Source organism: Cereibacter changlensis JA139 (assembly GCF_003034985.1).
Classification (GTDB): Bacteria; Pseudomonadota; Alphaproteobacteria; order Rhodobacterales; family Rhodobacteraceae; genus Cereibacter; species Cereibacter changlensis.
Genome location: NZ_PZKG01000024.1, coordinates 1 through 15,268, shown reverse-complemented (window position 1 = coordinate 15,268; position 15,268 = coordinate 1). Strand labels below are relative to the sequence as shown.

Genomic DNA, 15,268 nt, shown 5'->3' with positions numbered 1-15,268 from the left:
CCGTCAGAGATCGGCGACGTAGCGGTAGCCGCTGCCCGCCTTCTCGGCCCGGCCGATGCCGCCGCCGGGCAGGTGATAGCCGATCAGGATCATCTGCTCGGCCGCCAGCCGGTCCAAGAGCGCGCTGCGGGTTTTCGCAGCAAGATCCTTGTCCTGATCGGAGTTCGAGGCCCAGTCCGGGCGCTCGAAGCCGATGTGGTGGTTGCCGATGGCGTCGCCCAGCACCATGACTGGCGAGGGCGCGGCCAGCTCGAAGGACATGTGTCCCGGCGTGTGGCCGGGGGTCAGCCGGGCTGCAATGCCGGGCAGCACCTCCTCGCCATCGCTGAGCTTGCGCACGCTGTCCGCGATCACCGCCAGCCGCCGCGCAGCGCCCACCGCGAAGGTGGTACGCGCCTCGCCGATGCTGTCCACCGTCTCGGGGTCGGTCCAGTAGTCGAACTCCGCCTGACCGATGGCATATTCGGCATTGGCAAAGACCGGCTCGTCGAACTCGTCGAGCAGACCCCAGAGGTGGTCGGGATGGCCATGGGTGAAGAGAACATGAGTGATCTCCTCCGGGGCCACGCCAAGCGCCTCGAGGCTCTCGGCCAGCTTGCCTGCGGAAGACTGGAAGTCCGGGCCTGCGCCGACGTCGAAGAGCACCGTGTTCGTGCCGTCGCGCAGCAGGGTCACGTTGCAGGGCGGGGTCAGTTGATCGGTGGCCAGACCGTAGCGGGCGACGATCTCCCGCATCTCGGCCTCGGGCATGCCGCCCAGCACGAAATCGCCGGGCAGCATCAGGTTGCCATCCGACAGCGTGTCGAGCTGCCAGGAGCCCGAGGTCAGCGTCGAGGCGGCCCAGAGCCTGCGCGGCGCGAGCGGCGCGGCAAGGGCGGTGACAAGGAAGTGGCGGCGGCTCAGCATGGTCGTTCTCCCCGATCAGCCGAAGATGTCGGCGGTGATGCCGTCATACCAGCCGATGCTTTCTTCGTAGGTGGCCTTGCGCAGGGCGGCATCCTCATGCGCCTCGCTGATGAAATGATGCACCGAGGCGATCTTCTCGGGTGTCGCCTCGTAGGCGCCGCCGAGCTTCACGCCGTCGTCGGGCGCCAGCAGCGACCAGCAGGTGTTGGCATAGTCCGCATTGCGCAGCTTGGTCCCGAGCAGATCGGCCCGGATTGCCCGCACCACCACCGCCGCCTGACTGTTGGCCGCCGAGGCCGATTTCGGCATGTCGCCCTGCAACGCGCTGTCGCCCAGCACGAAGACGGCCTCGTCGATCTTCGAGCGCAGGCTTTCGGGCGCCACCGGAGCCCAGCCGCTGTCATCCGTGACCCCGGCGGCGGCGGCGATGCGCCCGGCCACCTGCGCGGGGATGACGTTGCAGGCGTCGACCTTCTGCACCTCGCCGTCGATCACCAGCTCCATCGTCTCGGGCCGCACCTCGACGAGATCGCCGCCGAAGTCGGGGCCGATCCAGTCGATCATGCCGTCGTAGTATTTCAGCCAGGCATTCTCGAAGAGCGTCTGCTTGGAGAAGCCTTCCTTCGGGTCGATGATGAGGATCTTGGCCGTCGGGTTCGTCCGCTTGAACAGCGTGGCGATCATGCTGACCCGCTCGTAGGGACCGGGCGGGCAGCGGTAGGGGTCGGGCGGGGCCACCAGCGCGAAGGTGCCGCCCTGCGGCATCGCCTCGACCATGGACTTCAGCAGTTGGGTCTGCGGCCCGGCCTTGTAGGCATGCGGCATGATCCCGGCGTGAGGCTCCAGCGACCAGCCGGGCACGGCATCCTCGACGAAGTCGATCCCCGGCGCCAGCACCAGACGGTCGTAGGCGAGGCTCTGCCCCCCGGCCAGCGTCACGCTTTTGCGCTCGCGATCGACGGCCGTCGCGGTGTCGTGGATCACCGTCACCCCGGCGCCGATCGCCCCGTAGCCGTGCTCCAGGCTCTCGTAGCTGCGGAGGCCACCGAGGTAGAGATTGGACATGAAGCAGGTGGTGTAGACCGGGTTGGTCTCGACCAGCGTCACGTCGAGCGCGCCGCCGCTGTCGCGGGCGAGGTGGCGGGCCACCGTCGCCCCGCCGGCGCCGCCGCCGATGACGACGACATGGAGGCGGGCCTGCGCCAGCACGGCGGGAGAGGCGAGGGCGGAGGAGGCCGCGAGGCTGGTGCCGATGAACAGGCGCCGGGTCAGGATCATGCGGGGGTCTCCTCCAGAGGGGGCCGACCCGGCGGAACCGGGGCGGCGGCTGTTCCGGCGGGCCGCCGGCGCCATCGCGGGGACGGCGCCGGCGCCGAGCTTACTTCGGCAGCGACGCGAGATAGGCGATGATCGCCGTGCGGTCCTCTTCCTTCTTCAGCCCCGGGAAGGACATCTTGGTGCCCTTCAGATAGCGCTTCGGGTTCTCGAGGAAGGCGCCCAGCGCGGCCTCGTCCCAGACGAGACCCTCTTCGGCCTTGTCGAGCAGCGCCTTGGAGTATTTGAATTTCTCCTCATGCGCCGCCGGGCCGTCGACCACGCCGTTCAGCGTCGGCCCGACGCCATTCTTGGCATCCTCGCCCACCTTGTGACAGGCGGAGCATTTCTTGAACACCGACTCGCCCGCGGCGATCAGCGCCGGGTCGGCGGCGGTCGGAGCCTCTACCGGCGCCTCGGCGCTTGCCGGGGCAGCGTCACCGGCCGTCACTTCGGCGGCGGGCGCCTCCGGCGCGGCCGTCTCGGCCGCGGCCGTCCGCAGGTCGGGCAGGCTGCCTGCCGGGCGGCCGTCCGGGTCTTCCGGCGTCACGTTCAGCTCGGCCGCGCGCTTGGTGACCTTCACCTCGGCGGCGCAATCGGCCATGCAGGGCTCGCCCCTGAACAGCGCGTATTCCGCCTCGGGCCGGTCGTCGGCGTAGAAACCGTCCGCGTTGGGCAACTCGACCTCGAGGAAGTTCGCCTTAGACAGGACGTAGTCATCCTCCACCAGCCCGTTGGAATAGAGCAGGAAGGCGGTGATCGCATAGGTTTCGTCCACGCTCACCGTCTGCGCCGCGCCGAAGGGCATCGAGCGGTGGATGTAGTCGAAGAGGGTGGAGAGATAGGGCCAGTAGCTGCCCACCGTCTTCACCGGCCGGCGGTCGGTCAGGGTGCCTTCACCCCCCGCCAACACCGGCCAGCTGTCGAGCCCCTCGGCGAATTCACCGTGGCAGGAGGAGCATTTTTCGGCGAAGACCTCCTCGCCGGTCAGCACGTCGCCCGAGCCCTCGGGCAGGCCGGTGCCGTCGGGCAGCACGCTCACGTCCCAGGCCGTGACCTCTCCCGGCAGGGCAGGGCGGCCGAGGCCGAGCGGTTCGGCGGCGACCGGGGCGGCAAGGGCCGAGAGGATCGCGCCGAGCGCCAGATTACGCGACTTCGACATTCTCGACCTCCCCATCCGCCTTGACCCACCAGGTCTGGATGCCGTTGTTGTGATAGACGTTGTTCAGGCCGCGGATCTCCCGCAGCGCATCCTTGGTCGGCTGGACATAGCCTGTTTCGTCGATGGCGCGCGACTGCAACATCATCTCCTCGCCGTCCCAGTCGATGTCGAGGTGGAAGCGCACCAGCGCTTTGGGCTTTGAATCGCCGGTCAGACGCGCGGTCTGCCAGTTTTTGCCGCCGTCGGTGGAGACATCGACGCGGCTGATCGCGCCGTTGCCGCTCCAGGCGAGGCCGGTGATGACCAGCGGGCCCTTGCCGTGCCGGATCGGCACCTGCGGGCTCGGCGCGGTGATGACGGATTTCGCGTCCATCACCCAGGTCCACTTGCGCGCCCGGCCATCCGGCATGAGGTCGGTGTATTTCGAGGTTTCCTCGCGGCTTTCCACCGCCTGATCGTAGACCCCGATCCGGCGCAGCCACTTGATCCACATGTTGCCTTCCCAGCCCGGCACCACGAGGCGCACGGGATAGCCATGCTCCTTGCGCAGCGCCTCGCCATTGGCGAAGAAGGCGACGATCACGTCGTCCATGGCCTTCTCCAGCGGCATCGAGCGACCGTTGGAGGAGGCATCGGCGCCCTCGGCGTAGATCCACTTGCCCTCGGGCTGCACCCCGGCCTCTTCGAGGAGAACGCGCAGCGGCACACCGACATATTCCATGTTGTGGATCATGCCTTGGGTAAACTGGCAGCCCTCGAGCTGGGCGCCCGCCCATTCCATGCCGCCATTCGCCGCGCATTCGAGGAAGGCGGTGGTCGAGGCGCGGGGGAAGCGCAGCAGATCCTCGAAGGTGAAGACCAGCGGACGGTCGACCAGACCGTTGATCATCAGCCGGTAGTCCTGCTTCGACATCTCGATCGCGCCCGAGTGGTGACGCTCGAAGGCGCAGCCCTGCGGGGTGATCGTGCCTTCCAGCGCGTGGATCGGCGTGAAGTTGATCGAGGAGACCGGGCTTTCGGTCAGCCAAGACACGTTGCGCCGCACCACATGGCTCTCGAACCTGATCGGCATGCCATAGGGCGTGGCGTCGACGGGATCGCCGAAGGCGCTGGCCCAGTCCTGCACCTCGGTGATCAGCGGGTCGGCGGCTTCCGCGCGGGCGGCGGTGGCCCCGGCGGCGAGGCCTGCGCCCGCGAGGGCGGATGTCCGCAGAAATCCGCGGCGCGACGTGCCGCTCCTTGGTTCGTCGGTCATTGGCGAACTCTCCTTCGTCTGTCAGAGGCCGGTCACGGTGACCGGGTTCTTGGGCTGCAGGGTCACGGTGCCGAGCTTGCGGATGTGGGATTCGATCACATCCCAGATCTGCGGCCCCTCGGTGCCCTCGTTGACGGAGGCCCAGCCCGCGACGGTATAGGCCTTGGACGGCTCGATCGCCTCACCGCTGTCGGTGAGCCTGAGATCCGAGATCCGCGTGCCGATAGGCCTGGACACGTCGATCGCATAGGACAGCCCGCCGACCCGCACCATGTCGCCGCCCTGCTGGTAGTAGGGGTCGGTGTTGAACAGGTTGTCGGCCACGTCCTCGAGCACGGTCTTCAGCGTCTCGCCGGTCATCTCGTTGCGGTAGCAGGCGCCGTAGGTCATCGAGGTCACGTTGTGGATGTCCTCGCGGGTGATCGCGTCGCCGGGCATCAGCGTGGTGCCCCAGCGCACGCCGGGCGAGAGCGAGATCTGCGCGTCGCGCTCCGAGCGGATCGCCTCGCAGATCAGGTCGTCCCAGGTGCCGTTGAAGCTGCCGCGGCGGTAGAGCAGGGTTTCGGTGGTGCCGACCCTCTCCTCCAGATCCGCCTTGAACGGTGCGCGCTCGGCGTCGATCAGGCTGGCCATCTCGGGGTCGGGGGTGATGACATCCGAGAAGATCGGGATCAGCTTGTGCCGGTAGCCCATCATCCGCCCGTCGCGCACGTCGAGATCGACGCGCGACAGGAACTTGCCGTTGGAGCCGCTGGCGATCAGGATCGTCTCGCCGATCAGCACCGGCTGGGGCACGGCGTCATGGGTGTGGCCGGTCAGGATCACGTCGATCCCCTTGACGCGCGAGGCCATCTTCTTGTCCACGTCGAAGCCGTTGTGGCTGAGGCAGACCACCAGATCCACCCCCTCGGCGCGCACCTCGTCGACCATCTCCTGCATCCGCTCCTCGCGGATGCCGAAGCTGTATTCGGGAAACATCCAGCGCGGGTTGGCGATGGGCATGTAGGGGAAGGCCTGACCGATCACGGCGATGCGCTGGCCGCCGCGCTCGAAGATCTTGTAGGGCTCGAAGGCGGGCTCGTCCCATTCGGCGTCGAAGATGTTGGCGCCGAGGAAGGGGAATTTCAGCTGGGTCTCGACGATCTCCTTCACCCGGCCTGAACCGTAGGTCCATTCCCAGTGGCTGGTCATCGCCTCGACGCCGAGGGCATTCATCACGTTGACCATGTCCTGCCCCTTGGTCAGGAAGCTGGTCATCGACCCGTGCCAGGTGTCGCCGCCGTCGAGCAGGATCGCGTCGGGCCGCGCGGCGCGGATCGCCTTGACCACCGTGGCCACGCGGTCCATGCCGCCCATCTTGCCATAGGCGCGACCGAGAGCCTCGAAATCCGCATAGGTCAGCGCATAGGCTTCGGGTGATTGTGGCGCGATGCCGAACATCTTCTGGAATTCGAGCCCGGTGACATGAGGCACATGCCCCTTGGCCTCGCCGACGCCGATGTTGACCTCCGGCTCGCGGAACCAGATCGGCTTCAGCTGGGCGTGGATGTCGGTGATGTGCATCAGGGTCACATTGCCGAAGTCGTCGAACTGCAGCAGCTGGTCCTGCGTCAGCGCCTGCTGGGCGGCAAGCCGCGCCCAGTTGCCGAGCCCGGACGCGCCATACAGCGCCGACGTGGCCAATGCGGCCTGAAAAAACTCGCGGCGCGTGATCATGCGCGTCTCCCTGTCGTCGGGAATGGCAGGCCGGGCGTCATCATGACGCCGACCGGACCGATCCGTATCGTGATTTCACATGCTGTCGCGGCCGGCGGGCGGCCGCGACGGTGTCAGTGGCGCACCGAGACGCCTTCCACCGACAGTCCGTTGCCGCGCGAGGCGACATAGAGCTCCAGCGCCTTGAACTCGTCCGAGCCGGCCTTGAAGGTTTCGGCGCGGGTGTCGCGGACGCAGCCGATGAAGCGCTGCTGCGAGGACAGAAGGCCCGCATCCTTGAGCCGGTAGGTCGGGAAGCCGTTGATCTGGCCCTGGCTCAGGTGGTCGGCGCGGATCATCATGCCCTGGTTGTCCTCGTGGCAATTCGCGCAGGACATCTCGAGCTGGCCGAAGCGGGTGTAGTAGATCTCCTTGCCCTTCTCCCAGAAGGGAGCGGCGGCGCCGTCGATGGCGACGTTCACCGGCTGGCCGCGCGACTGCAGCGAGATGAGGGCGAGCATGTCCTTCATCTCGTCGCCGGTCAGCTTCCAGGCCTCGAGACCCATCCGTTCGGTGACGCAGCTGTTGATGTGGTCTTCCATCAGCATCAGCTTGCCGCTCTCGGGATCGACGCGCGGCAGGACGGCGCGCAGCCCGGCCATGCTCTCCGGCCCCTCGTGGCAGCCGGCGCAGCTTTCGCCCTTGACGCCCTGCGGCGCGTTCCAGCTGTCGATCGCACGGTCGACGAAGACCATGCCCGGATTGTCGAAGTCGTCCCGTTCCATGTCGCGGGTATCGTCCTCGCGGTAGTGCCAGCCGGACCAGATGGTATCCATCGTATCCGTCAGGTGGTCCGGCGCCGAGGTCATGGTGGTCAGCGTGAGCGGGCCGTCATCGGTCTCGACCGTCAGCGTGTCCTCGACCGGGTCGGCGGACGCCATGCCCGTCAGGGCGAGGCCCAGGGCCAGTGCGGCGATCGACTTGGCTGTGCGGTGCATGGCTATCCTCCCTAATGTCCCGTCCGCTCAGGCAATCTCGATCGACTTGCTGTCTTCGTAGACAGAGCCGTCGTCGTCATACCAGGTGAACTTGAATTCCCCTGCCGCATCGACCTTGGCGTCGAATTCGAAATAGGGGTTGGTCGAGACAGCCGGGTCGATCGCCACGTCGATGACATTCGCGCCGTTGAAGTCGCAGGTGAAGCGGTTGATGATCGAGCGCGGGATCAGCTTGCCTTCGGCATCCTTGCGCTGGCCGGATTCCATCTTGTGCGAAATCAGCGCCTTGATCGTCACGGCCTCGCCGACCGAAGCCGATTTCGGCACTTTCACGCGGGGTTTTGCATCTTCTGCCATGTTTGTCTCCTCGATCCCTTGGTTCAGCCGCCGCAGCCGCCGATGGTGACCTTGACCGTCGCCGACGCCTGCACGATGGAGCCGTCCGCCATCTTGGCCATCGCGATCACGTCCTGCGTCTTGGCAAGCCGGATGCGGGTGGCGGCGCGCTGGTTCGCGGCGGCGGGGCCGAAGGTGAAGGTGGCGACGGCCGGTTCGGGGTTGCCGCTGGCCAGGAGCAGGATGGCCACGGCGCCGGGGGCGTCGACCTCGACCGGAACGGTGTTCCCGTTCTCGGCGATCTCCGGCATCGTCAGGGTGATGCCGCCGGCGCCGGGCGTCGCGCCGCCGGTGAAGGGCGCGGCGAGTTCCTCGACCGTGGCGGCCGAGAGCGCGCCGGGCAGGGCCAGGGTGGCGAAACCACCGAGGCCGAACATCAGGGTGTCACGTCTGGACAGGTTCATTCTGATCTCCTTGAGCATTGGGTCGCCTCACTCCTTGAGTGTCGTGAGGTAGGCGACCACGTCCTCGATCTGCTGTGCATTCAGGATGGGCGGCAATTCGCCCTCGGCAGCCTTGCCGGTGAAACCGTCGCCGGGGCGGATGAAGCCGTCGGTCTTGTAGAAGGCGGGCATGAAGCTGCCCTCGAAGGTCATCTTGGCATTGGCCACGATGCCACGAAGCTGCGCTTCGGAATAGCGGTCCGCGACGCCGTCCAGCGCCGGGGCGATGTTGCCGGGGAACTGCACGTCAGGTAGCGCCGCGACGGTGTGGCAGGCCACGCAATTTCCCAGGGCGTTGGTCGTCATCACCGTCACGCCGGCTTCGGGATTCCCCGGAGCGCCGGACAGGGGGGCCTCGACCGCCCCCTCGTGAAAGGCGACGTCCTTGGGGGCGGTTTCACTTGCGACGGGCGTGGCGGCGCACAGCGCTGCCAGGGCCGCCGACCAAAGCCGGCGAGTCATTGCGATCCTCCCTGATCTCTTCTCCACCCGAGGATAGTGGCGGAATGTCACATGGCGCAACAGAAATATAGTAATCCGCGAATATTTCTATGTTCTGCGCTGCAGCAATTCCGGCTCATTCGGCCGGAAGCACCTGGCGGGCCAGAAACTTCTGAAAATGCTCGCCGTTTTCATAGCCGTGATCCTTCACCCAGGTGAGCAGGGCGGAGGTGGTGCCCTTGCCGAAGGCCCCCGGCATCATCGCCACCGCCGAGTCGGCGGCCGTCGCGCCCTCCGCCACGTCCTCCGGCAGGAAGATGAAGGTCGGGGTGAACATCACCCCCCAGCGCGCCGCCATGTCCTTCTCCGGCAGCGCCGCGCCGTCAAAGTCGGTGACCTCGACATCGCCGAACAGGTTCATCTGGATGACGAAGTAGTTGTCGCGGATCAGCCGGTCGATCGCAGGGTCGACCAGCACCTCCTCGTGCATGCGGGTGCAGTAGATGCAGCCGCGCTGCTCGACCGAGATCAGCAGCCGCTTGCCCTCGGCATTGGCCTCGGCCAGATCCTCGCGCAGGTCCTTGAAGGTCTCGCGCAGCCAAGTCGGCTTGTGCAGCCCGTCGTCGCCCAGTTCGACCGCCTGAACCGGCAAGGCTGCGAGGCAGAGCGCTGCAACAGTCTGGAGAAGTCGGGTCACGGTGTGTCCTTCCGCTAGTTCAGGGTGGCCGACCAGTCGAAGTTGCGGATCATCCAGTCGGCGATCAGGTTGACGGAGTTGGTGGCGATCAGCAGCCCGAAGACGATGAGCATGACGCCCATGACCTTCTCGACATGTCCCATCATCGCGCGGTGGCGGGCGATCCAGCCGAGGAAGGGGCCAGCGAAGAGCGCGGCGATCACGAAGGGCAGGGTCATCGCAAGCCCGTAGACCAGAAGCAGCGCGCCGCCGCGCCAAACCTCGCCCATGCCGCTGGCCACCATCAGGATCGCCGCCAGCGCCGGGCCGACGCAGGGCGTCCAGCCGAAGCCGAAGGCGAGCCCCATGACATAGGCGCCGACCAGCGTCGTCGGCTTGCTCTGCGTCTGCACCCGGGCCTCGCGGTAGAACAGGCCGATGCGCAGCACGCCGAGGAAATGCAGCCCGAACAGGATCAGCACGCCCCCGGCCACCCAGGACAGCACCTCGCGCCATTGCACGAAGACCCGGCCGAGCGCGGTGGCGCCCATGCCCAGCAGCACGAAGATCGTGGTGACACCGAGGGCGAAGAGGAGCGACTGCCGCACCAGCCGCGCCTGGGCGCCCGGGGCGATCTCGCCGCCGTCGCGCAGCTCGCGCACCGACAGGCCCGCCATGTAGGACAGGTAGAACGGCACCATGGGCAGGATGCAGGGCGACAGGAAGGACAGAAGTCCCGCCAGCGCAGCCCCGCCATAGGTCATCTCCAGCATCGCCCCCTCCCCGAAGCGGTGCCTTGCCCCAATGGCAAAGTTACATTAGCATATTCCTATGTTTCAATAAGGCTGTCAACGTGCGCCATCTCGGCAAGATATTCCTGGCCTCCGCGCTGCTCTGGTCCTCCCCCGTCACGGCGGCGGAGCTTCAGCTTCTGATGTTCGAACAGCCGGGATGCCTCTACTGCGCCCGCTGGAACGCCGAGGTGGCCCCCGCCTATCCGCTGACCGAGGAGGGGCGCGCCGCCCCGTTGCGGCGGCTGCAGCTGCGCGACCCGGTGCCGGAGGACATCCGGCTGGTCTCGCCGCCGGTCTTCACCCCGACCTTCGTCCTCGTCCGGGACGGGCAGGAGCAGGGCCGCCTCGAAGGTTATCCCGGTGAGGATTTTTTCTGGCCTCTTCTTGATGAACTGATTGATTCCGCACGTCCCGCCCTTGAATGATCCGGCCCGCCCGTCGCAAAGTCCTTCCGAACTGGCGCTGTTCCGGTTTGCCCGCTGCCGGGCTAACATGGGTCAGGACAGGGTGGGCCGGGGTAGGACGTGGGCGAAATTGGCGATGATCTTGACGGGATCCGGAAAAATCCCCCGCTCGGCTCCCTGGTGCGCCGGGCCGAAGAGGCGTCGACCCTGCTGAAGGCGCTCGGGCACGAGGGCCGGCTGACCATCCTGTGTCACCTGCGCGACGGTCCCAAGAGCGTCACCGAGCTTGAAAACCTGCTGATGTCGCGTCAGGCTATCGTCAGTCAGCAACTCGCCCGACTGCGGCTGGAGGGACTGGTCAGCGCCCGCCGCGAAGGGCAGGCGATCTACTATTCGCTCCTTGACCCCAAGGTGACGGAGCTCATCGGACTGCTTGCCCAGCTTTTCACGGAACCGGCGGAAGACCGGCCCTAGGGCGCAGACGCCCCCGCCACTGGCGGGGAATTGAAGGGAGGAGAAGGCTATGGAGGCAGTCCCGACAGGGTTGCTTGCCGCGTTGGTGGGTCTGTCCGGCGGCGTCGTGCTGGGGCTGGCCGCGCGGCTGGGAGATTTCTGCACCCTCGGCGCGCTGGAGGCGGCGGTCTACGGCGGCGACCAGCGGCGGATGCGGCTCTGGGGCCTCGTGCTGGGGGTCGCGATCCTCGGGACGCAGCTGCTGGCGCTGGCAGGCTTCGTCGATCTCGGCGCGACCTTCTACCACGCGATCAGCTGGAACCCGGCGGCCTCGATCCTCGGCGGGCTGGTCTTCGGCTATGGCATGGCGCTGGCCGGCAACTGCGGCTTCGGCGCGCTGGTGCGCTTCGGCGGTGGCGACCTGCGATCCCTGGTGATCGTGGTGGTGCTGGGGATCTTCGGCTTCATCGCCCTCTCCGGCCCGCTGGCGCCGCTGCGCGAGCTCATCTTCCCGCAGCCTGCCGCCGCCGGGCCGCAGGGCATCGTGCACGACCTTGGGCAACTGGGCGTCGCGCCGCTGCTGACCGTGCTGGCGCTGGGGCTGCTGCCGCTCGGCTGGGCGCTGTCGCATGCGCCGCTGCGGGCGCAGCCGAAGATGCTGGCCTGGGGCGTCGCCGCCGGGCTGGCGGTGGTCTGGTGCTTGGTCGGCACCACCTGGCTCTTCAACGACAGCCTCGGCGCGGTGGCGGTCGAGGGCCCATCCTTCACCGCGCCGGTGGGGCGGACTCTGCTGTTTCTGATGACCTCCACCGCCGGCGGCATCAACTTCTCGGTCGGCTCGGTGCTGGGCGTCATGCTGGGCGCGCTGCTGGGATCGCTGCTGCGCGGCCTGTTCCGCTGGGAAGCCTGCGAGGACCCGCGCGAGCTTGGCCGTCAGGTCAGCGGCGCCGTGCTGATGGGCGTGGGCGGCGTGGTGGCGATGGGCTGCTCGATCGGGCAGGGCGTCACCGGTATCGCCACGCTGGCCTGGTCCGGGCCGGTCACCCTCTTGTCGATCGTGGTCGGCGCGATGATCGGCCTGCGCCAGCTGATCGCCGGCTTCAACCCGGGCTGACCGGCCCGGGGGCCTCCTGCCGGCTCCCCGCCGCCGGGCGGGGAGCGGTGCTTCAGAAGCGGTTCAGCGGCAGTTTCACATAGTGCCGCCCGTCATCCTCCGCCGGGGGCAGCCGGCCGCCACGCAGGTTGATCTGCAGCGCCGCGAGGATGCGGTCGGGCAGGGGCAGGGTGGCGTCGCGCGCCTTGCGCCTGGCGATCCAGTCCTCGCGGATCGTGCCGTCGCGGACATGGACGTTCTGCGCCTTGTGCTCGGCCACCGTCGCCTCCCACATCGGCTCGTCGCGCTCCTTCGTGCCGTAGTCATGGCCGACAAACAGGCGTGTATCGGCGGGTAGCGCGAGGATCGCCTGGATCGAAGTCCACAGGTCCGACGCGGCGCCGCCGGGGAAGTCGGCGCGCGAGGTGCCGACATCGGGCTGCATCAGCGTGTCATGGGTGAAGGCCGCATCGCCGCAGAGATAGGTGATCGAGCCCAGTGTATGCCCGGGCGAGAGCATCACCCGCATCTCCAGCTCGCCAAGCGCGAAGGTCTCGCCCTCGGCGAACAGCCGGTCGAAATCGCGGGCGGGGTCGAAGGCATGGGGCAGGTTGTAGATCTCGGCCCAGATCTTCGCGATCTCGCCCACCTTGGCGCCGATGGCATTGGGCGCGCCGGTCCGCTCCTTCAGCCGGGCCGAGGCCATGACGTGATCGGCATGGGGATGGGTGTCGAGCACCCAGGCGACGCTGAGCCCCTGCTGCTGCACCAGCTCCAGCACCTGATCCATGCTGCCGGTCGAGAAGCGGTAATGCTTGGCGTCGAAGTTCCACACCACGTCGATCAGCGCCGCCTGCCTGGTCGCCGGATCGGCGCAGACATACTGGATCGAGCCGGTGTCGGGCTCGTAGATGCCCCAGACATCCGGGCTGCCCGCGCCGCGGGAGGGCGAGTGGCGCACGACGCGCTGCTTCAGTTTCGGGTCGCTCATGGTCACGCTCCTCTGACGACTGGCATTGATTTCAACTGCGCGCCGAGCCAGAGCCCGACGAGCATCATGGGCAGGAAGACGAGGATCGCGGGCGACAGGAGCGGCAGCGAAGTCCAGGCCGGGCCGGGGCAGAAGCCGCCGATGCCCCAGCCGATGCCGAAGAGCGCCGCCCCCGTCAGCAGCGGACGGTCGATCTTCCTTGTGTCAGGCATGTCGAAGCTGTCGGTCAGCACCGGCTCCGGCTGGCGCCAGGCCAGACGGTAGCCGACGAAGGCGGTGAGAGTGGCGCCGCCCATGACGAAGGCGAGGCTCGGATCCCACGCGCCGAAGACGTCGAGGAAGTTGAGCACCTTGGCCGGATTGGACATGCCCGAGACGACGAGGCCGATGCCGAAGGTGAGGCCGCTGAGAAAACCGAGGATCAGGCGCATGGATCAGGCTCCGAACACGTGGCGCAGCAGGAAGACGGTAACGCCCGCCGCGGCCATGAAGGTTCCCACCGCTGTGGCGGAGCGGGGCGATAGCCGGGCGAGGCCGCAGACCCCGTGGCCCGAGGTGCAACCCGACCCGAGCGCGGTGCCGAACCCGACCAGCAGCCCCGCAACGGCCATGCCGGGCAGGTTGTCGGAAACCGTCTGGGTGACCTCGCCCCCCGCCACGACCACCGCGAGCGGGGCGGCGGCGAGGCCGAGCAGGAAGGCCAGCCGCCAGCCCCGGTCGGTCGCGGCGCGCTTCACCGGGGCGAGGGCGCCCAGCACGCCGTTGGTGATCCCGGCGATGCCGGCGATCCGGCCGAACAGCGCCATGACCATGACGGCGCTCAGGCCGATCAGCATGCCGCCGAGCAGCGACATCCAGGGTGTGAACTCCGTTGGAACGACGGGACCCATCTGTTCTCCTTGATTTCTATCCCGGACCGGTTGCGGATCGGTCCCGTGAAGCGCACATATGAGCGATGTCTAATATATGCAATAGAGATACCTGAAATGACCCCGACCCTGCCGCTGGACGATCTGGAAGCCCGGGCCGAGCATGTCGCCGCCCGGCTGGCGCTGGCGGCCAACGCGCGCCGTCTCTTGATTCTGTGCGAGCTGGCGCAGGGCGAGCGGTCGGTGGGGGCGCTGCAGGCGGCGGTCGGGCTCAGCCAGTCGGCGCTGAGCCAGCACCTCGCCAAGCTGCGCGCCGCCGGCATGGTGGCCACGCGGCGCGACGCCAAGACGATCCACTACCGGCTGGGCGATGCCGAGACCGAGGCGCTGATGGCCGCGCTCTACGACACCTTCTGCGCCCCGCGCTGAGTTCAGGCGCCGCGGGCGGCCCTGATCGCCTCGCGCAGGGTGTCGCGGTCGATGGCGCCGGGAAACATCGTCATGCCGATGATGTAGGCGGGTGTGCCCATGAAGCCGAAGGCCGAGGCTTGAGCGTCGTTGCGCTGCAGCAAGGCGTCCCAGCGGGCGCTCTCTGCCTCGTAGGCGGCGCCGGCCGCGGCGAGATCGACGCCGGCCCCGGTCAGCAGCCGGTCGACCTGCGCCTCGCTCAGCCGCCCCTCGGTCGCCATCAGCGCCTCGAGCCCGGCGGCATAGGCCCCCTGCTTCTGCGCGCCGAGCACCAGCCGCGTGGCATGGACCGAGGCCGTGCCGAAGATCGGCCAGTCCTTCAGGATCAGCCGGATGTTGCCGTCCTGCGCCACCTCCTCGGTCAGCGCCGGGTGGCCGCGCTTGCAGTAAGGGCACTGGTAGTCGAAATACTCGACGATGGTGACATCGCCCTGCGGGTTGCCCAGCACCGGCGCGTCGGGGTCGTTCAGCACCTCGCCGGGATCGGGATAGCCTTGCGCGCGCAGGGCGAGCGGGGCGAGGACCAGCGAGGCGCTGGCGGCGATGAGGCTGCGTCGGGTAAGCGGCATGGACTGTCCTTCCCTGTGTCGCCGCAACGAAGCCGCCGCGGCTTATCTCAGCCTTAAGGATGGGGCCTACGGGCGGGCTTGAGGGGCGGGGCCGCGGATCTCGTCCATCCGCGACAGGAGGGCGGCGCGGGAAATCTCGCCCATGTGGATGTGGTGCAGCGCGCCCGAGGCGTCGAAGAACAGCGTGGCGGGCAGGCCCGGCACGGTGAACTCGGCCAGAAGCGAGCTCGACGGATCGAGCCAGACATCGGCGCCGGGCAGATCCTCCTGATCGAGGAAGCGGCGGATGGTGGCCTCGCCCTCGCCCTGATTGGCGAAGACCATGCCCACCTCGGTCTCCT

The 15,268-nt window shown here is 67.9% G+C and carries 20 protein-coding genes; 4 read left to right on the top strand and 16 right to left on the bottom strand.

The genetic code is table 11. The annotated features are described in order from the left end of the window. Positions 1-3: 3 nt before the first annotated feature. From C5F48_RS07610 to C5F48_RS07560, 11 genes are all read right to left on the bottom strand, one after another. The gene (locus C5F48_RS07610; RefSeq protein ID WP_107663305.1) at positions 4-906 is read right to left on the bottom strand and encodes an MBL fold metallo-hydrolase; all 903 of its coding nucleotides are present in this window, start codon (positions 904-906) and stop codon (positions 4-6) included. Between the two features lie 15 nt (positions 907-921). Further along, a complete protein-coding gene (locus C5F48_RS07605) occupies positions 922-2,184 on the bottom strand; it encodes an NAD(P)/FAD-dependent oxidoreductase (protein ID WP_107663304.1) in 1,263 nt (420 codons plus the stop codon). 100 nt (positions 2,185-2,284) lie between these two features. After that, positions 2,285-3,382, bottom strand: a complete 1,098-nt coding sequence (locus C5F48_RS07600) for a c-type cytochrome (protein ID WP_107663303.1) — start codon at positions 3,380-3,382, stop codon at positions 2,285-2,287. Further along, a complete protein-coding gene (gene soxC / locus C5F48_RS07595) occupies positions 3,366-4,637 on the bottom strand; it encodes a sulfite dehydrogenase (protein ID WP_107663302.1) in 1,272 nt (423 codons plus the stop codon). The genes C5F48_RS07600 and soxC overlap by 17 nt, the downstream gene beginning before the upstream one ends. A 21-nt stretch (positions 4,638-4,658) precedes the next feature. Next, positions 4,659-6,353, bottom strand: coding sequence for a thiosulfohydrolase SoxB (gene soxB, locus C5F48_RS07590; protein WP_107663301.1), 1,695 nt, complete (start codon positions 6,351-6,353; stop codon positions 4,659-4,661). A 113-nt stretch (positions 6,354-6,466) separates the two neighbouring features. Beyond that, the gene (soxA, locus tag C5F48_RS07585; RefSeq protein WP_107663300.1) at positions 6,467-7,330 is read right to left on the bottom strand and encodes a sulfur oxidation c-type cytochrome SoxA; all 864 of its coding nucleotides are present in this window, start codon (positions 7,328-7,330) and stop codon (positions 6,467-6,469) included. Positions 7,331-7,357: 27 nt separating this feature from the next. After that, on the bottom strand, positions 7,358-7,687 hold the full coding sequence (soxZ, locus tag C5F48_RS07580) for a thiosulfate oxidation carrier complex protein SoxZ (protein ID WP_107663299.1): 330 nt from the start codon (positions 7,685-7,687) through the stop codon (positions 7,358-7,360). A gap of 23 nt (positions 7,688-7,710) precedes the next feature. Next, positions 7,711-8,130, bottom strand: a complete 420-nt coding sequence (gene soxY, locus C5F48_RS07575) for a thiosulfate oxidation carrier protein SoxY (protein WP_107663333.1) — start codon at positions 8,128-8,130, stop codon at positions 7,711-7,713. Positions 8,131-8,157: 27 nt separating this feature from the next. Further along, entirely contained in the window at positions 8,158-8,631 is a 474-nt protein-coding gene (gene soxX, locus C5F48_RS07570) for a sulfur oxidation c-type cytochrome SoxX (RefSeq protein WP_107663298.1), read from the bottom strand. 115 nt (positions 8,632-8,746) lie between these two features. Further along, complete coding sequence (locus C5F48_RS07565; RefSeq protein ID WP_107663297.1) at positions 8,747-9,307, bottom strand: SoxW family protein; 561 nt, start codon at positions 9,305-9,307, stop codon at positions 8,747-8,749. A 14-nt stretch (positions 9,308-9,321) separates the two neighbouring features. Then, on the bottom strand, positions 9,322-10,059 hold the full coding sequence (locus C5F48_RS07560) for a cytochrome c biogenesis CcdA family protein (RefSeq protein ID WP_107663296.1): 738 nt from the start codon (positions 10,057-10,059) through the stop codon (positions 9,322-9,324). An 80-nt stretch (positions 10,060-10,139) separates the two neighbouring features. On the opposite strand from C5F48_RS07560, the gene C5F48_RS07555 reads away from it, so the two are divergent. From C5F48_RS07555 to C5F48_RS07545, 3 genes are all read left to right on the top strand, one after another. Then, positions 10,140-10,505, top strand: a complete 366-nt coding sequence (locus tag C5F48_RS07555; protein ID WP_107663295.1) for a thioredoxin fold domain-containing protein — start codon at positions 10,140-10,142, stop codon at positions 10,503-10,505. A 99-nt stretch (positions 10,506-10,604) separates the two neighbouring features. Then, positions 10,605-10,958, top strand: coding sequence for an ArsR/SmtB family transcription factor (locus C5F48_RS07550; RefSeq protein ID WP_107663294.1), 354 nt, complete (start codon positions 10,605-10,607; stop codon positions 10,956-10,958). Between the two features lie 49 nt (positions 10,959-11,007). Then, on the top strand, positions 11,008-12,051 hold the full coding sequence (locus tag C5F48_RS07545) for a YeeE/YedE family protein (RefSeq protein WP_107663293.1): 1,044 nt from the start codon (positions 11,008-11,010) through the stop codon (positions 12,049-12,051). 52 nt (positions 12,052-12,103) lie between these two features. Here the strand turns inward: C5F48_RS07545 and C5F48_RS07540 are convergent, their stop codons facing one another. From C5F48_RS07540 to C5F48_RS07530, 3 genes are read right to left on the bottom strand one after another with little or no spacing between them, the layout of a single operon-like run. After that, entirely contained in the window at positions 12,104-13,021 is a 918-nt protein-coding gene (locus C5F48_RS07540; protein WP_107663292.1) for an MBL fold metallo-hydrolase, read from the bottom strand. 2 nt (positions 13,022-13,023) lie between these two features. After that, positions 13,024-13,452 (bottom strand): DUF6691 family protein, encoded by a 429-nt coding sequence (locus C5F48_RS07535; protein WP_107663291.1) that lies wholly within the window; start codon positions 13,450-13,452, stop codon positions 13,024-13,026. Positions 13,453-13,455: 3 nt separating this feature from the next. Next, complete coding sequence (locus C5F48_RS07530; RefSeq protein WP_258186488.1) at positions 13,456-13,875, bottom strand: YeeE/YedE family protein; 420 nt, start codon at positions 13,873-13,875, stop codon at positions 13,456-13,458. Between the two features lie 132 nt (positions 13,876-14,007). On the opposite strand from C5F48_RS07530, the gene C5F48_RS07525 reads away from it, so the two are divergent. Beyond that, a complete protein-coding gene (locus tag C5F48_RS07525) occupies positions 14,008-14,319 on the top strand; it encodes an ArsR/SmtB family transcription factor (RefSeq protein ID WP_107663289.1) in 312 nt (103 codons plus the stop codon). A gap of 2 nt (positions 14,320-14,321) precedes the next feature. On the opposite strand, the gene C5F48_RS07520 is transcribed toward C5F48_RS07525, so the two are convergent. Together C5F48_RS07520 and C5F48_RS25105 are read right to left on the bottom strand one after the other, a co-directional pair. Beyond that, positions 14,322-14,927 (bottom strand): DsbA family protein, encoded by a 606-nt coding sequence (locus C5F48_RS07520; RefSeq protein ID WP_107663288.1) that lies wholly within the window; start codon positions 14,925-14,927, stop codon positions 14,322-14,324. 66 nt (positions 14,928-14,993) lie between these two features. Next, a partial coding sequence (locus tag C5F48_RS25105; protein WP_373454332.1) for a TlpA family protein disulfide reductase occupies positions 14,994-15,268 on the bottom strand: 275 nt, incomplete at its 5' end.

Excerpts from the sequence above, each read along its gene's own strand:
- C5F48_RS07610 (WP_107663305.1), bottom strand. The coding sequence starts at position 906 with ATGCTGAGCCGCCGCCACTTCCTTGTCACCGCCCTTGCCGCGCCGCTC.
- soxA (WP_107663300.1), bottom strand. The coding sequence starts at position 7,330 with ATGCACCGCACAGCCAAGTCGATCGCCGCACTGGCCCTGGGCCTCGCC.
- C5F48_RS07530 (WP_258186488.1), bottom strand. The coding sequence starts at position 13,875 with ATGTCGCTGCTCGGCGGCATGCTGATCGGCCTGAGCGCCGTCATGGTC.
- C5F48_RS07605 (WP_107663304.1), bottom strand. The coding sequence starts at position 2,184 with ATGATCCTGACCCGGCGCCTGTTCATCGGCACCAGCCTCGCGGCCTCC.
- C5F48_RS07600 (WP_107663303.1), bottom strand. The coding sequence starts at position 3,382 with ATGTCGAAGTCGCGTAATCTGGCGCTCGGCGCGATCCTCTCGGCCCTT.
- C5F48_RS07540 (WP_107663292.1), bottom strand. The coding sequence starts at position 13,021 with ATGAGCGACCCGAAACTGAAGCAGCGCGTCGTGCGCCACTCGCCCTCC.
- soxC (WP_107663302.1), bottom strand. The coding sequence starts at position 4,637 with ATGACCGACGAACCAAGGAGCGGCACGTCGCGCCGCGGATTTCTGCGG.
- C5F48_RS07520 (WP_107663288.1), bottom strand. The coding sequence starts at position 14,927 with ATGCCGCTTACCCGACGCAGCCTCATCGCCGCCAGCGCCTCGCTGGTC.
- soxZ (WP_107663299.1), bottom strand. The coding sequence starts at position 7,687 with ATGGCAGAAGATGCAAAACCCCGCGTGAAAGTGCCGAAATCGGCTTCG.
- C5F48_RS07535 (WP_107663291.1), bottom strand. The coding sequence starts at position 13,452 with ATGCGCCTGATCCTCGGTTTTCTCAGCGGCCTCACCTTCGGCATCGGC.
- C5F48_RS07545 (WP_107663293.1), top strand. The coding sequence starts at position 11,008 with ATGGAGGCAGTCCCGACAGGGTTGCTTGCCGCGTTGGTGGGTCTGTCC.
- C5F48_RS07560 (WP_107663296.1), bottom strand. The coding sequence starts at position 10,059 with ATGCTGGAGATGACCTATGGCGGGGCTGCGCTGGCGGGACTTCTGTCC.
- soxY (WP_107663333.1), bottom strand. The coding sequence starts at position 8,130 with ATGAACCTGTCCAGACGTGACACCCTGATGTTCGGCCTCGGTGGTTTC.
- soxB (WP_107663301.1), bottom strand. The coding sequence starts at position 6,353 with ATGATCACGCGCCGCGAGTTTTTTCAGGCCGCATTGGCCACGTCGGCG.
- soxX (WP_107663298.1), bottom strand. The coding sequence starts at position 8,631 with ATGACTCGCCGGCTTTGGTCGGCGGCCCTGGCAGCGCTGTGCGCCGCC.
- C5F48_RS07525 (WP_107663289.1), top strand. The coding sequence starts at position 14,008 with ATGACCCCGACCCTGCCGCTGGACGATCTGGAAGCCCGGGCCGAGCAT.